General features: G+C 72.5%; 13 protein-coding genes. 7 read left to right on the top strand and 6 right to left on the bottom strand.

Annotated features, from left to right (window positions below; all coding sequences use genetic code 11):
* Positions 1-118: 118 nt before the first annotated feature.
* The 6 genes from ACFVQZ_RS25775 to ACFVQZ_RS25750 all read left to right on the top strand — a co-directional run bounded on the left by ACFVQZ_RS25775 (position 119) and on the right by ACFVQZ_RS25750 (position 7473).
* Positions 119-883, top strand: coding sequence for an IclR family transcriptional regulator (locus ACFVQZ_RS25775; RefSeq protein WP_030494409.1), 765 nt, complete (start codon positions 119-121; stop codon positions 881-883).
* Between the two features lie 277 nt (positions 884-1160).
* Positions 1161-1919, top strand: a complete 759-nt coding sequence (locus ACFVQZ_RS25770) for an MIP/aquaporin family protein (RefSeq protein WP_383626436.1) — start codon at positions 1161-1163, stop codon at positions 1917-1919.
* 62 nt (positions 1920-1981) lie between these two features.
* Positions 1982-3508 (top strand): glycerol kinase GlpK, encoded by a 1527-nt coding sequence (glpK, locus tag ACFVQZ_RS25765; protein WP_030494411.1) that lies wholly within the window; start codon positions 1982-1984, stop codon positions 3506-3508.
* 16 nt (positions 3509-3524) lie between these two features.
* Positions 3525-5132 (top strand): FAD-dependent oxidoreductase, encoded by a 1608-nt coding sequence (locus ACFVQZ_RS25760; RefSeq protein WP_383626433.1) that lies wholly within the window; start codon positions 3525-3527, stop codon positions 5130-5132.
* A 108-nt stretch (positions 5133-5240) separates the two neighbouring features.
* A complete protein-coding gene (locus tag ACFVQZ_RS25755; protein ID WP_030494413.1) occupies positions 5241-6302 on the top strand; it encodes an LLM class flavin-dependent oxidoreductase in 1062 nt (353 codons plus the stop codon).
* Positions 6303-6444: 142 nt separating this feature from the next.
* Entirely contained in the window at positions 6445-7473 is a 1029-nt protein-coding gene (locus ACFVQZ_RS25750; RefSeq protein ID WP_036414566.1) for a PAC2 family protein, read from the top strand.
* 69 nt (positions 7474-7542) lie between these two features.
* Here ACFVQZ_RS25750 and mshC read toward each other — a convergent pair whose 3' ends face one another.
* From mshC to ACFVQZ_RS25730, 4 genes are all read right to left on the bottom strand, one after another.
* Positions 7543-8772, bottom strand: a complete 1230-nt coding sequence (mshC, locus tag ACFVQZ_RS25745; RefSeq protein WP_383626429.1) for a cysteine--1-D-myo-inosityl 2-amino-2-deoxy-alpha-D-glucopyranoside ligase — start codon at positions 8770-8772, stop codon at positions 7543-7545.
* A gap of 165 nt (positions 8773-8937) precedes the next feature.
* A complete protein-coding gene (locus tag ACFVQZ_RS25740) occupies positions 8938-9744 on the bottom strand; it encodes an SCO1664 family protein (RefSeq protein WP_383626428.1) in 807 nt (268 codons plus the stop codon).
* The gene (locus ACFVQZ_RS25735) at positions 9741-10331 is read right to left on the bottom strand and encodes a DUF3090 domain-containing protein (protein WP_030494417.1); all 591 of its coding nucleotides are present in this window, start codon (positions 10329-10331) and stop codon (positions 9741-9743) included. Before ACFVQZ_RS25735 ends, ACFVQZ_RS25740 begins: the two co-directional genes overlap by 4 nt.
* Before the next feature lie 67 nt (positions 10332-10398).
* Positions 10399-11088, bottom strand: coding sequence for a histidine phosphatase family protein (locus ACFVQZ_RS25730; protein WP_030494418.1), 690 nt, complete (start codon positions 11086-11088; stop codon positions 10399-10401).
* Positions 11089-11198: 110 nt separating this feature from the next.
* Between ACFVQZ_RS25730 and corA the strand changes: the two genes are divergently transcribed.
* Entirely contained in the window at positions 11199-12191 is a 993-nt protein-coding gene (corA, locus tag ACFVQZ_RS25725) for a magnesium/cobalt transporter CorA (RefSeq protein ID WP_383626503.1), read from the top strand.
* Between the two features lie 65 nt (positions 12192-12256).
* Here the strand turns inward: corA and ACFVQZ_RS25720 are convergent, their stop codons facing one another.
* Positions 12257-13042 carry a ferritin-like domain-containing protein gene (locus ACFVQZ_RS25720; protein ID WP_030494420.1) on the bottom strand — a complete coding sequence of 262 codons (786 nt, stop codon included), beginning with the start codon at positions 13040-13042 and terminating at the stop codon, positions 12257-12259.
* A 221-nt stretch (positions 13043-13263) separates the two neighbouring features.
* Positions 13264-14313 carry an LLM class F420-dependent oxidoreductase gene (locus ACFVQZ_RS25715; protein ID WP_030494421.1) on the bottom strand — a complete coding sequence of 350 codons (1050 nt, stop codon included), beginning with the start codon at positions 14311-14313 and terminating at the stop codon, positions 13264-13266.
* Between the last annotated feature and the right edge of the window lie 36 nt (positions 14314-14349).

Here is a 14349-nt window from a genome sequence, read left to right as displayed (position 1 = left end):
GGTACGGCCCCTTCTTCGAGGACACTGTCAGGTGCGAGGCAAGGTCGGCATGGACCGATAGTGTTCAGCATTGTCGAACGTCGATGTGTGTGCGTGCGTGAGGGAGAAGGGCCGGGCGATGGCGAAGAACATCCAGTCGCTTGAACGGGCGGCGGCGATGCTGCGACTGCTCGCGGGCGGCGAGCGCCGGCTCGGACTGTCCGACATCGCGTCCTCCCTCGGACTGGCCAAGGGCACGGCCCACGGCATCCTGCGCACCCTCCAGGCGGAGGGCTTCGTGGAGCAGGACGGCCCCTCGGGCCGCTACCAGCTCGGGGCCGAGCTGCTGCGGCTGGGCAACAGCTATCTGGACGTGCACGAGCTGCGGGCCCGGGCGCTGGTGTGGACGGACGACCTGGCGCGGTCCAGCGGGGAGAGCGTGCACCTGGGGGTGCTGCACCAGTCGGGCGTGCTGATCGTGCACCACGTCTTCCGGCCGGACGACAGCCGCCAGGTGCTGGAGGTGGGGGCGATGCAGCCGCTGCACTCCACGGCGCTCGGCAAGGTGCTGTCGGCGTACGACCCGGTGGCGCACAGCCAGGCCGTGGAGGTCGACCGGGAGGCGTTCACGCCGCGTACGGTCACGGACCTGGCGGGCTTCGAGGCGCTGCTGGACCTCACGCGGGCGCGCGGCTGGGCGGCGGACGTGGAGGAGACCTGGGAGGGCGTGGCCTCGGTGGCGGCGCCGATCCACGACCGGCGCCGGATGCCGGTGGGCGCGGTGGCGGTGACCGGGGCGGTGGAGCGGCTGCGCCCGGCCGGGGAGCTGCGCCCGGAGCTGGTGGCGGCGGTGCGGGACTGCGCCCGGGCGGTCTCCCGGGACCTGGGGGCGGGCCGCTTCTGAGCCCGTGGCGCGGCGGCCCGTGAACCGGTCCGCACGCAGAGCGAACCCGTCGGTAACGATCGCGTTATCGGCGGGTTTTTCACTTCCCAGACCCTTGACGCGCTGTTAACCCCGGGGCAAAACTTCCGTTCATCGGTCGGCATTGTCGAACACCTACCGGCAATACGCGTTAGAGTGTGACAGTGCCCAGGGCCGTGGACGCCCTCACACGAGGGCGCGGACCACCGGGCGAAACCGGGGTCCGCCATCCCCTGGACGAAGGACAAAGGAGTCGCGGGTGTCCAGCTCCGACATCTTCCTCGGCGAGACCATCGGTACCGCCGTTCTCATTCTTCTCGGCGGCGGCGTGTGCGCCGCCGTGACGCTCAAGAGCTCCAAGGCCCGCGGCGCGGGCTGGCTCGCGATCACCTTCGGGTGGGGCTTCGCCGTCATGACGGCCGTCTACATGACCGCTTCCCTCTCCGGAGCCCATCTGAACCCCGCGGTCACCGTCGGCATCGCCGTCAAGGACGGCGCGTGGGGCGACGTGCCGGTCTACGTCGCCGGGCAGATGCTGGGCGCGATGATCGGCGCCGCGCTGGTCTGGGTCGCCTACTACGGCCAGTTCCGGGCCCACCTCACCGACCCGGAGACCATCGGCGACAAGCCGATCGAGGGCCCCGGCCCGGTGCTCGGCATCTTCTCCACCGGCCCCGAGATCCGGAACACCTGGCAGAACCTCGCCACCGAGGTCATCGGCACCGTCGTGCTCGTCCTCGCCGTGCTCACCCAGGGCCTCAACGACAGCGGCAAGGGCCTCGGCGTCCTCGGCGCCCTGATCACCGCCTTCGTCGTCGTCTCGATCGGCCTCTCGCTCGGCGGCCCGACCGGTTACGCGATCAACCCGGCGCGCGACCTCGGCCCCCGCCTCGTGCACGCCCTGCTGCCGCTGCCGAACAAGGGCGGCTCCGACTGGAGCTACGCCTGGATCCCGGTCGCCGGTCCGCTGATCGGTGGAGCCCTCGCCGCGGGTATCTACAACCTCGCGTTCGCCTGAGCCGTACGAGAACAGCAGCAGAGCCCCGAGCCGTCCTTCCCAGACTTCCCATGGAGCACACCGTGACCGACGCCCACACCGCCGGCCCGTTCATCGCCGCCATCGACCAGGGCACCACCTCGTCCCGCTGCATCGTCTTCGACAAGGACGGCCGGATCGTCTCGGTCGACCAGAAGGAGCACGAGCAGATCTTCCCGAAGCCGGGCTGGGTCGAGCACGACGCCACCGAGATCTGGACCAACGTCCAGGAGGTCGTCGCCGGCGCCATCGTCAAGGCCGGCATCACCGCCGCCGACGTCAAGGCCATCGGCATCACCAACCAGCGCGAGACCACGCTGCTGTGGGACAAGAACACCGGCGAGCCCGTGCACCACGCGCTCGTGTGGCAGGACACCCGCACCGACGCCCTGTGCAAGGAGCTCGGCCGCAACGTCGGCCAGGACCGCTTCCGCCGCGAGACCGGCCTCCCGCTCGCCTCCTACTTCTCCGGCCCGAAGGTCCGCTGGCTCCTCGACAACGTCGAGGGCCTGCGCGAGCGCGCCGAGCGCGGCGACATCCTCTTCGGCACCATGGACTCCTGGGTCATCTGGAACCTCACCGGCGGCACCGAGGGCGGCGTCCACGTCACCGACGTCACCAACGCCTCCCGCACCATGCTGATGAACCTGCACGAGATGGCCTGGGACGAGCGCATCCTGCACTCGATGGACATCCCGGCCGCCGTGCTCCCCGAGATCCGCTCCTCCGCCGAGGTCTACGGCACGGTCAAGGGCGGCGTCCTCGACGGCGTCCCGGTCGCCTCCGCGCTCGGCGACCAGCAGGCCGCCCTCTTCGGCCAGACCTGTTTCGCCGAGGGCGAGGCCAAGTCCACGTACGGCACCGGCACCTTCATGCTGATGAACACCGGTGACAAGATCATCAACTCCTACAGCGGCCTGCTGACCACGGTCGGCTACCAGATCGGCGACAAGAAGCCGGTCTACGCCCTGGAGGGCTCCATCGCCGTCACCGGCTCGCTCGTCCAGTGGATGCGCGACCAGATGGGCCTGATCAAGTCCGCCGCCGAGATCGAGACCCTGGCCTCCTCCGTCGAGGACAACGGCGGCGCCTACTTCGTGCCCGCCTTCTCCGGCCTCTTCGCCCCGTACTGGCGCTCCGACGCCCGCGGCGTGATCGCCGGCCTCACCCGGTACGTCACCAAGGCGCACATCGCCCGTGCCGTCCTGGAGGCCACCGCCTGGCAGACCCGCGAGATCACCGACGCCATGACCAAGGACTCCGGCGTCGAGCTGACCGCCCTCAAGGTCGACGGCGGCATGACCTCCAACAACCTGCTGATGCAGACCCTCTCGGACTTCCTGGACGCCCCCGTGGTGCGCCCCATGGTCGCCGAGACCACCTGCCTCGGTGCCGCCTACGCCGCCGGCCTCGCCGTCGGCTTCTGGCCGGACACCGACGCGCTGCGCGCCAACTGGCGCCGTGCCGCGGAGTGGACCCCGCGCATGGACGCCGGCAAGCGCGACAGCGAGTACAAGAACTGGCTCAAGGCCGTGGAGCGCTCCATGGGCTGGCTCGAAGAAGAGAAGTGACGAGGAGTAGACCGAGATGACCACCCCGCAGACCGTCCCCGCCCTCGGAACGCACCCGGCCGCCGGTTCGCTTCCGTCCCGCGCCGAGACCAGAGAGCAGCTTGCCAAGGCGACGTACGACCTCCTGGTGATCGGCGGCGGCATCCTGGGCATCTCCACCGCCTGGCACGCCGCGCAGGCCGGTCTGCGGGTGGCCCTGGTGGACGCCGGCGACTTCGCCGGCGCCACCTCCTCGGCCTCCTCCAAGCTCCTCCACGGCGGCCTGCGCTACCTGCAGACCGGCGCCGTGAAGCTCGTCGCGGAGAACCACTTCGAGCGGCGCGCCGTCTCCCGGCAGGTCGCCCCCCACCTGTCCAACCCGCTCACGTTCTACCTGCCCGTCTACAAGGGCGGCCCGCACGGCGCCGCCAAGCTGGGCGCCGGCGTGTTCGCGTACTCCGCGCTCTCCGCCTTCGGCGACGGCGTCGGCCACCTCCTCTCCCCCGCCAAGGCGGCCCAGGACGTGCCCGAGCTGCGCACCGACAACCTCAAGGCCGTCGCCGTCTACGGCGACGACCAGATGAACGACGCCCGCATGGCGCTCATGACGGTCCGCGCGGCCGTCGACGCCGGCGCCGTCGTCCTCAACCACGCCGAGGTCACAGGGCTCCGCTTCACCCGGGGCCGGGTCACCGGCGCCGAGCTGAGGGACCGCATGTCCGGCGAGGAGTTCGGCGTCACCGCGCGGCTCGTCCTCAACGCCACCGGCCCCTGGGTCGACCACCTGCGCAAGATGGAGGACCCCAACGCGGCCCCCTCCATCCGCCTCTCCAAGGGCGCCCACCTGGTCCTCAAGCGCACCGCGCCGTGGAAGGCCGCGCTCGCCACCCCGATCGACAAGTACCGGATCACCTTCGCCCTCCCCTGGGAGGACATGCTCCTGCTCGGCACCACCGACGAGGAGTACGAGGGCGACCCGGGCCAGGTCGCGGTCACCGAGAAGGACACCGCCCAGATCCTGGACGAGGCCGCCTTCTCCATCCGCGACCAGCAGCTCGACCGCTCCCTCATCACCTACGCCTTCGCCGGCCTGCGGGTGCTCCCGGGCGGGCCCGGCGACACCTCCAAGGCCAAGCGCGAGACGGTCGTCACCGAGGGCCGCGGCGGGATGCTGTCGGTCGCCGGCGGCAAGTGGACCACCTTCCGGCACATCGGCCGCACCATCATGAAGAAGCTGGAGGCGCTCCCCGGCCACCCGCTGGGCGAGGACTACGAGCCGGTCTCCACGCTCCCCAAGCGGCTGCCGCTGCCGGGCATCGCCAACCCGAACGCGGTCGCCCACCGGCTGCTCGTCGACGGCCCCGCGCCCGGCCCGCGGATGGCCGCCGACACCGCCAAGCACCTGGCCACGCACTACGGTTCGCTCTCCTTCGACATCGCCCGGATGGCGAACGAGAACCCCGAACTGGCCCGCAGGATCCACCGGGACGCGCCCGAGATCTGGGCGCAGGTCGCCTACGCCCGCGACCACGAGTGGGCCGAGACGGCCGACGACGTGCTGCGCCGCCGCACCACCCTGACCATCCGCGGCCTCGCCACCGACGAGATCCGCGCCGAGGTCGACGCGATGCTGCGCGCCAAGTAGGCGCCACCGGCCGAGGGGCGGTCTTCTCCGGGGAGGGAGAGGGCCGCCCCTCCCGCGTGCCACACGGCCGCCACACCGCGGCAACAGTCGGCGCGCACAGTGGAGGGCATGAGGTTTCAGGTGCTCTCGATCGTCCCCCACTCCCCGCACCCGCTCACCGGTGAACTGCCGTCCGCGGCGGACCGGTTGGAGCAGGTCGTGACGCTCGGCGAGACGGCCGAGCGGCTCGGCTTCGACGCGTACGCGATCGGCGAGCGGCACGCCGGGCCGTTCCTCTCCTCCGCCCCGACCGTGCTGCTCGCCGCGCTCGCCGCCCGCACCTCCCGGATCCGCCTGCTGACAGGTGTCACGGTCGTCGCGATCCTCGACCCGGTCCGGGTCGCCGAGGACTATGCCACCCTCGACCAGCTGTCCCGGGGCCGGCTGGAACTCGTCGTCGGCAAGGGCGCGGAGGCCGGCCACTTCGACCTCTTCGGGCTGGACGAGGAGCGCCAGTGGGAGCTCCAGAAGGAGAAGTACGAACTCCTGCGCCGGCTCTGGACGGAGGAGGACGTCGACTGGGAGGGAACCTCCCGGCCGCCGCTCCGGGGCGTCACCACGATCCCCCGCCCGTACGCCGGTGCGCCGACGATCTGGCACGGCTCGGCCACCAGCCTGCACTCCCCCGAACTCGCCGCGCGGCACGGCGACCCGCTCTTCACCGCCAACGCGATCCAGCCGCGCGAGGCGTACGCGCGGCTGATCGCCCACTACCGCGAGCGGTTCGAGGCGTACGGGCACGATCCGGCACGCGCGCGCGTGGCGGCCGGTTCGGGCGGGCTGCTCATCGCGGACACCCCCGAGGACGCCGTGCGGCGTTACAAGGAGCTGTACGAGGCGAAGGTGGCGCAGAGCTTCCGGCCGCACCTGGAGGGCCGGGCCGGCTACAACACGCCCTTCCGGACCGTCGAGGAGGCGATCGCGGACGGACCCCAGCTGATCGGCTCGCCCGAGCAGATCACCGAGAAGATCCTCGCCTTCCACGCCCACTACGGGCACGACCTCCAGTCGGTCACGGTGGACGGCTTCGGGCAGTCGACGGCCGAACAGACCGAGACCCTGGCACGGTTCGCGGAGGAGATCGCGCCGGTGCTGAGGAAGGAGGCGCCCAGCACGCTCTGGGAGGCGTGAGAGTCCCGTGTGCGGGGCCCCGTTCGTGGGTAGTCGATCAACGCCGCACGGGTTTCCGGGCGCGTCCGGGGGCTGCGGCCGGACGTCCGGAAAGCCGTAAGGTTGGTCCGTACGACACGAACTTCGAAGAAGGAGGCGCTGGGTGATCGAGCTCGAGGGGGTACCCGAGCTGATCGACCCGGTCATGGTGGCCGCGTTCGAGGGCTGGAACGACGCCGGCGACGCCGCCTCCACCGCGGTCGCTCATCTGGACCGGGAATGGAAGGGCGAGGTCTTCGCGGCGCTCGACGCCGAGGACTACTACGACTTCCAGGTCAACCGCCCGACGGTGTTCCTGGAGAACGGCGTCCGGAAGATCACCTGGCCGACGACCCGGCTGTCGGTGGTCCGGATCGGCGGCGACAAGCCGCGCGACCTGGTCCTGGTCCGGGGCATCGAGCCGTCGATGCGCTGGCGCTCCTTCTGCAACGAGCTGCTGGGCTTCGCGCACGAGCTGGGCGTCGAGATGGTGGTGATCCTGGGCGCGCTGCTCGGCGACACCCCGCACACCCGCCCGGTGCCGGTCAGCGGCGTCACCTCCGACCCGGACCTGGCGCGCACGATGGAGCTGGAGGAGACCCGCTACGAGGGCCCGACGGGCATCGTCGGGATCCTCCAGGAGGCGTGCACCCACGCGGGCGTGCCGGCCGTGAGCCTGTGGGCGGCGGTGCCGCACTACGTGTCGCAGCCGCCGAACCCGAAGGCGACGCTGGCGCTGCTGAACCGGCTGGAGGACCTGATCGGGCTGCGGATCCCGCTGGGCGAGCTGCCCGAGGACGCGCGGGCCTGGCAGCTGGGCGTGGACCAGCTGGCGGCGGAGGACAGCGAGGTCGCCGAGTACGTGCAGACGCTGGAGGAGGCGCGGGACACCGCGGAGCTTCCGGAGGCGTCGGGCGAGGCGATCGCCCGCGAGTTCGAGCGCTACCTGCGGCGGCGCGACCCGGGCCAGGGGCCGGGCGTCCCCGGGGTCGCGACGGAGAGCGGCGACACGTCGTACCTGCGGGACCCGGGCAGCGGCCGGGCCCGCCCGGCCAAGCCGGGACCGGAGCGGCCGGAACAGCCGGAGCAGCCGGAAGCGCCCGGCGAGGACGGCGAAGGCAGCGACAACAGCGAGGACGGCGAGCAGAACTGAGAAGACGGAGAAGGGGAGGGGGACGGCCGGAGCCGTCCCCCTCCCCTTTTTCGCTTCTCGTCTACAGCCTTACAGCGCCACGCCGAGGAGCGCGTCGACCGTGCGGGAGACGAGGCCGGGCGCGGACTCGTCGGTGCCGCCGTCCGCCTCCTGGCGGGCGGCCCAGCGGTCGACCGCGGCGAGCGCGGCCGGGGCGTCGAGGTCGTCGGCGAGGGCTTCGCGGACCTCCTCGACCAGGGCGTCGGCGGACGGGCCGTCGGGCCGGGAGACCGCGGCGCGCCAGCGGTCCAGGCGCGCGACGGCGTCCTCGAGGACCTGGTCGGTCCACTCCCAGTCGGCGCGGTAGTGGTGGGCGAGCAGGGCGAGCCGGATGGCGGCCGGGTCGACGCCCTCGCGCCGGAGCGCGGAGACGAAGACCAGGTTGCCCTTGGACTTGGACATCTTCTCGCCGTGCAGGGCGACCATGCCGGCGTGCACGTACGCCTTGGCCATGGGGAACTCGCCGGTGAGCGCCTGGGCGTGCGAGGCGCCCATCTCGTGGTGCGGGAAGATCAGGTCGGAGCCGCCGCCCTGCACGTCGAAGCCCATGCCGAGGTGGTCGAGGGCGATGGCGACGCACTCGATGTGCCAGCCGGGCCGGCCGGGGCCGAGGCTGCCGCCGTCCCAGCTGGGCTCGCCCTCGCGGGCGGCCATCCACAGCATCGGGTCGAGCGGGTTCTTCTTGCCGGGGCGGTCCGGGTCCCCGCCGCGCTCGGCGGAGAGGTGCCGCATGAGCTCGGTGTCGTAGTGCGAGACCTGGCCGAAGTGGGTGTCGGCCTCGACGGAGAAGTAGATGTCGCCGTCGAGCTCGTAGGCCGCGCCGGAGTCCCGGAGCCGCTCGACGAGCGGGACGATGGAGGGTATCGACTCGACCGCGCCGACGTAGTGGCGCGGGGGCAGCATCCGCAGGGCGGTCATGTCCTCGCGGAAGAGGGAGGTCTCGCGCTCGGCGAGCGCGACCCAGTCGATGTCGTCGCGGAGGGCGCGCTCCAGGAGCGGGTCGTCCACGTCCGTGACGTTCTGGACGTAGTGCACCTGCCGCTTGGTGTCGAGCCACACGCGCTGCACGAGGTCGAACGCGTTGTAGGTCGCTGCGTGACCCATGTGGGTCGCGTCGTACGGCGTGATGCCGCAGACGTAGATACGGGCGACGGGGCCGGGGGCGAGGGTCACTCGTCCGCCGGTCGCGGTGTCGTGGATCCGGAGGTCGCGGCCCTTGCCGGGAAGGGCGGGGACCTCGGAAGCGGGCCAGGCATGCATGCCCCGAGCGTAACCGGACAGCTCTTTCGGATACGAACCGGATCCGGAATCTTGTCCGATCATGCGCTCTTGCGGGTGAGCGAGGGGTGTGCATACCCCCCAGGGGTGCGGGCGCCGCCGGGACGGGTGGGGCCGATGTGGCCGAAAACCTGCGGTCTTCCGGCCTCAGACCGGCGGCCACGGGATGGCCGGCCACTGGCCGGAAGGCTCCGGATGCCGCCCGGAGGCCAGCAGCGCCGCCACCCGCTCCCGTACGGCGGACACCTCGGCGGGCGTCAGCAGTTCCGCCAGCCGGGTGGCGAGGGGCGCCCCGGGCGCCAGCGTCCCGGAGAGCGCCGTGAGGACGGCGGTGGCCTCCGCGGGCAGCTCCTGGCCCGCCCAGCCCCACAGCAGCGTCCGCAGCTTGTCCTCGACGTGGAAGGAGACGCCGTGGTCGATGCCGTAGAGCCGGCCGCCGGGCGCGGGCAGCAGATGGCCGCCCTTGCGGTCGCCGTTGTTCATCACCGCGTCGAGGACGGCCAGCCGCCGCAGCCCGGGCGTGTCGGCGTGCACGAGGAGCGCGGTGCGGCCCTCCCCCACCTCGGCCGGGCCGATCGCCCGCCAGCCCTCGCCGGGCTCGTCGTCCTCGGTGAGGGCGAGCAGCCGGGCCTCCGGGTCGGCCTCCACCCACAGCTGGACCATGCCCGGCCCGTACGGGCCGTCCCGCAGCACCGTCGGCGGGACGAGGCCCCAGCCGGTCGCCTCGGAGAGCTCGTACGCGGCCACCTCCCGCTCGGCGAGGGTGCCGTCGGGGAAGTCCCACAGGGGGCGCTCCCCCGCGACCGGCTTGTAGACGCAGGCGGCCTCCCGGCCCTCGTGCGCAACCGTGCAGTAGAGCACCGCGTTGGACGCCTCGCGGACCTGGCCCCGCACGGTGAGCTCACCGCGGGCGAGCAGCTCGGTGTCCGGCGGAAGATCGGGGCTGCTGCTCATGCTCCGCGGCGGTATCCGTTCTGGCGGGGGCAGACGTGGCCCTCCGGGTCGAGCGGGAGGCTGCACAGCGGGCACGGCGGGCGGCCGGCGTTGACCACGTCCAGGGCTCGCTTGGCGAAGGCCCGGGCCTGGGCGCCGCTGAGGCGGACGCGGAGCATCGGCGGGCCGTTCTCCTCGTCCTGGAGCAGCCGCTCCTCGGCCGCGGCGAGGTCCTCCTCGGAGTCCGCGTCGAGCTCGACGAGCGCCTGCGCCTCGACGATCATGCGCTGTTCCTCGCCGTCCCAGGCCAGCGCCATGGTGCCGACCCGGAACTCCTCCTCGACGGGCGTGTCGAGCGGGGCCGTGTCGGCGGCGTCGGCGGGGGCGACGGCGGGCACCGGGGCGTTGCCCCCGGTGCGGCGCAGCACCTCGTCGAGGAGTTCGTCGATGCGCTCGGCGAGGGCGGCCACCTGGGCCTTCTCCAGGGCGACGCTGGTGATCCGGCCGGCCGCGGACGCCTGGAGGAAGAACGTCCGGCGGCCAGGCAGCCCGACCGTGCCGGCCACGAAACGCTCCGGTGGGTCGTAGAGGAACACCTGACGGGACACTCTCCCGGCTCCCTTGACTGTCGACTGTCGTACTACTACGGCGAGTCCACCCTACTGCGCGGGGCGATCACGGTGCGCCCGCACCGCCCCCGACCTCCGCCGTCCCGCTGGTGCCGGAGGCCTCCCGGGGGGCCAGGGCGGCGAGGTCGCCGGTGTCGCCGAGGCGGACCAGGAAGGGCCGGAGCCGGGTGTAGCGGATCACGGTGAGCGAGCAGGGGTCGACGTGGATCCGCTGGAAGAGGTCGAGGTGGAGGCCGAGGGCGTCGGCGACGAGGGACTTGATGATGTCGCCGTGCGAGCACATCGCGTAGACGGCGTCCTCGCCGTGGTCGGCGTCGATCCGGGCGTTCCAGTCGCGGACCGCCTCGACGGCCCGCTGCTGCATCGCGCGCATGGACTCGCCGCCGGGGAAGGCGGCGGCGGAGGCGTGCGCCTGGACGACCTCCATCAGCGGCTCGTCGTTGAGCTCGCTGAGCTTGCGGCCCGACCAGTCGCCGTAGTCGCACTCGTTGATCCGGTCCTCGATGTGGAGCGGGAGGTCCGGGCGGGCGTCCAGGAGCGGCCGCAGGGTCTCGCGGCAGCGCTGGAGGGGGCTGGAGACGGCCGCGGCGAGCGGGACGCCGGCGAGCCGGGCGGGCAGCGCGGCGGCCTGGGCGACGCCGCGCTCGTCGAGCGCCACGCCCGGCGTGCGCCCGGCGAGCAGACCGGAGGTGTTGGCGGTGGAGCGTCCGTGCCGGACGAGGATCAGCGTGGCCATGCCGGCCAGCCTACGGCGCACGCGCGCGTGGCGGGCGGGTACGGCGGGGCCGGCGGGGTACGCGGGAGGTCCGGCACGCGCGCGTGCGGGCCGGACGGGAGCAAGGGAGAATACGGCCCGTGATCGTCGACGCAGCCCTGTACCGCGACGGCCGCCGGACGGAGTACGGCGGCGACCTCTCGCGCTCCCTCGCGGAGGCGCGGGCGGTCGGCGACGCCTTCCTCTGGGTGGGTCTCCACGAGCCGACCGAGGCCGAGTTCGCCCATGTGACGTCGGAGTTCGCGCTGCACCCGCTGGCGGTCGAGGACGCGCTGAAGGCGCATCAGCGGCCGAAGCTGGAGGTCTACGACGACTCGCTGTTCGTCGTGCTGAAGCCGGTCCTGTACGAGCCGGAGAGCGACCGCGTGTCGTCCGGGGAGCTGATGCTGTTCCTCGGCGACTCGTTCGTGGTGACGGTGCGGCACGGCGAGGGCGCGCCCCTGGCGGCCGTGCGCAAGCGTCTGGAGACCCACCCGGACGTGCTGCGGCACGGGCCGACGTCGGTGCTGTACGCGGTGAGCGACGCGGTGGTGGACCACTACCTGGACGTGGCCGGCGAGCTCCAGATCGACCTGGAGGGGCTGGAGGCCGCCGTCTTCGCGCCGGGCGGCACGGGGACGGCGAACACGGCGGAGCGGATCTACACGGCGAAGCGGCAGGTGCTGGAGTTCCGCCGGGCCTCCGGGCCGCTGGCGGCGCCGATGGCCCGGCTGTCGGCGGGCACGGTGCCGTTCGTGAACGAGGAGTCGCAGCCGTTCTTCCGGGACGTCAACGACCATCTGACGCGGGCCAACGAGCAGGTGGAGGGGCTGGACCGGCTGCTGTCGGACGTGCTGTCGGCGCACCTGGCGCAGATGGGGGTCCGGCAGAACGACGACATGCGGAAGATCTCGGCCTGGGCGGCGATGGCGGCGGTGCCGACGATGGTGGCCGGGGTCTACGGCATGAACTTCGACCACATGCCGGAGCTGCACTGGACGTGGTCGTACCCGGCGGTGATCGCGGTGATGGCGGTCGTCGAGGTGGGGCTGTACCGCCTGTTCAAGCGGCGCGGCTGGCTGTGAGCCGGGCGCGCCGGGCCCGTCCGGCGGGGGCCGGGCGGCGGGCGGGCGGCGGGCGGGCGGGCGGGTCAGAAGGCGGGGGCCGGGACGGCGGGGCCGCCGAGGGCGTCGAGCCGTTCGGGCATCCGCAGGCCGACCATCCGGTGCCAGCCGGCCGCGCGCTCGTAGGCGTACATGCCGTGGATGCCGGCGGCGAGCAGCGCGCTCTTGGGCTTCGGCCAGCCCAGGATGCGGCCCATGTGCCGCATCACGGCGAGGCTGACGTCGCGGTAGACCTGGATCTCGGCGAGCGCCGAGGCGCGCAGGGTGCGATGGATGAGCCGGCCGTGGCCCGCGCGTGCGAGCCGGAGCAGTTCCTCGTGGCAGTAGGCGAGGTGGTTGTCCTCGTCGTTGCAGATCATGCGGATGGCCTTGCCGAGCTCCGGGTGGTCGCCGAAGTACTTCACCAGGAGCTGCATCTGGGCGGCGGCGCGTTCCTCGGTGACCCTGCTGTGGGCGAGGTAGACGACGACGTCCTCCTCGGTGAGGGGTTCGTCGCGGCGGAGCTTGTCGTGCGCGAGGCCGATGCCGCGCCGCTCCAGGAGCATCGTGTAGTCGGTGTCCGGCGGCACGGGGACGGGTGCGAGGCCGCGCTTGCGCATGAGGGCGTGGAAGATCCGGCCGTGCTTGTCCTCGTCGGCGCCGTGCCGGGTGATCTTCGGGGTGAGGTCCCGCATGGCGGGGGCGACGAGGGCGGCGATCCGGGCGTTCTCCCAGCCGCCCTGCGACTCGCCGCTGGCGGCGATCGAGCAGAAGAGCCGGAACGCCTCGTCGTCGTCGATGATCTCCTGGAACACGCTTCTGGCCGTGAGCATCGCTGCCACCTCCCTGCGGACGTCCGCGCGCTCCGCGGGTCCGGCAGACCGAGTCAAATGCGGTCCGGGACGGCGGGCAACAGGAGGGCTTCCGGGTATCGGCCGAAAGAGTGAGGCGCGGGGCCGTAACCGGGGGCGCGGTGGCGCGTTGAAGGGCATGACGGCCGTGGCGGGGAAGACCCCCGAGCCCCCACCACGGCCGCAGATCTTTCAGGCGCGCTCTAGGCGAGGCCGGCGCGCTCCAGGGCGTCGACACCGGCGCGCAGGGCGGTCAGGCGCTCGTCGAGGGTGAAGCCGGCGGGCGCCAGGGTCAGGGTGGTGACACCGGCCTCCGCGTAGGCGGTCATGCGGTCCGCGATCCGGTCGACGGTGCCGAGCAGGGCGGTCTGGTCGATGAGGGTGCGGGGCACGGCGGCCGCGGCGCCCGTCTTGTCGCCGGCCAGGTACTTGTCCTGGATCTCGGCGGCCTCCTTGTCATAGCCCATGCGCCGCGCGAGCTGGTTGTAGAAGTTCTGCTTGCGGCTGCCCATGCCGCCCACGTAGAGGGCGGTGTACGGGCGGAACACGTCGGCCAGCGCGTCGACGTCGTCGCCGACGGCGAGCGGCAGCGTCGGGCACACGTCGAAGCCGTCCATGGTCAGGCCGGCCTTCTCGCGGCCCGCCCGGAGCGGCTTCAGGGCGGTCTCCTCCAGGTGCTCGGCGGAGGGGAAGATCAGCAGGGCGCCGTCGGCGATCTCGCCGGTCTGCTCCAGGTTCTTCGGGCCGATCGCGGCGATGTAGAGCGGGATGTGCTCGCGCTGCGGGTGGACGGTCAGCTTGATCGGCTTGCCGGGGCCGCCGGGCAGCGGGAGCGTCCAGTGCTCGCCGTCGTGGGTCAGCCGCTCGCGGGACATCGCCTTGCGGACGATCTCCACGTACTCGCGGGTGCGGGCGAGCGGCTTGTCGAACTTCACGCCGTACCAGCCCTCGGAGACCTGCGGGCCCGAGACGCCGAGGCCGAGGCGGAAGCGGCCGCCGGAGAGCGAGTCGAGGGTGGCGGCGGTCATCGCCGTCATCGCGGGCTGGCGGGCCGGGATCTGCATGATCGCCGAGCCGACGTCGATCCGCTCCGTCTTCGCGGCGACCCAGGACAGCACGGTGGGCGCGTCGGAGCCGTACGCCTCCGCCGCCCAGCACACGTCGTAGCCGAGGCGGTCGGCCTCCTGGGCCACGGCCAGATTGTCGCCGTCCATGCCGGCGCCCCAGTAGCCGAGGTTGATGCCGAGCCGCATGTCCACACACCCCTTACCCATGAGTAACGTCACTGG

The organism is Streptomyces sp. NPDC057854 (assembly GCF_042797055.1).
Classification (GTDB): Bacteria; Actinomycetota; Actinomycetes; order Streptomycetales; family Streptomycetaceae; genus Streptomyces.
This window is presented reverse-complemented; position numbering and strand designations above follow the sequence as displayed.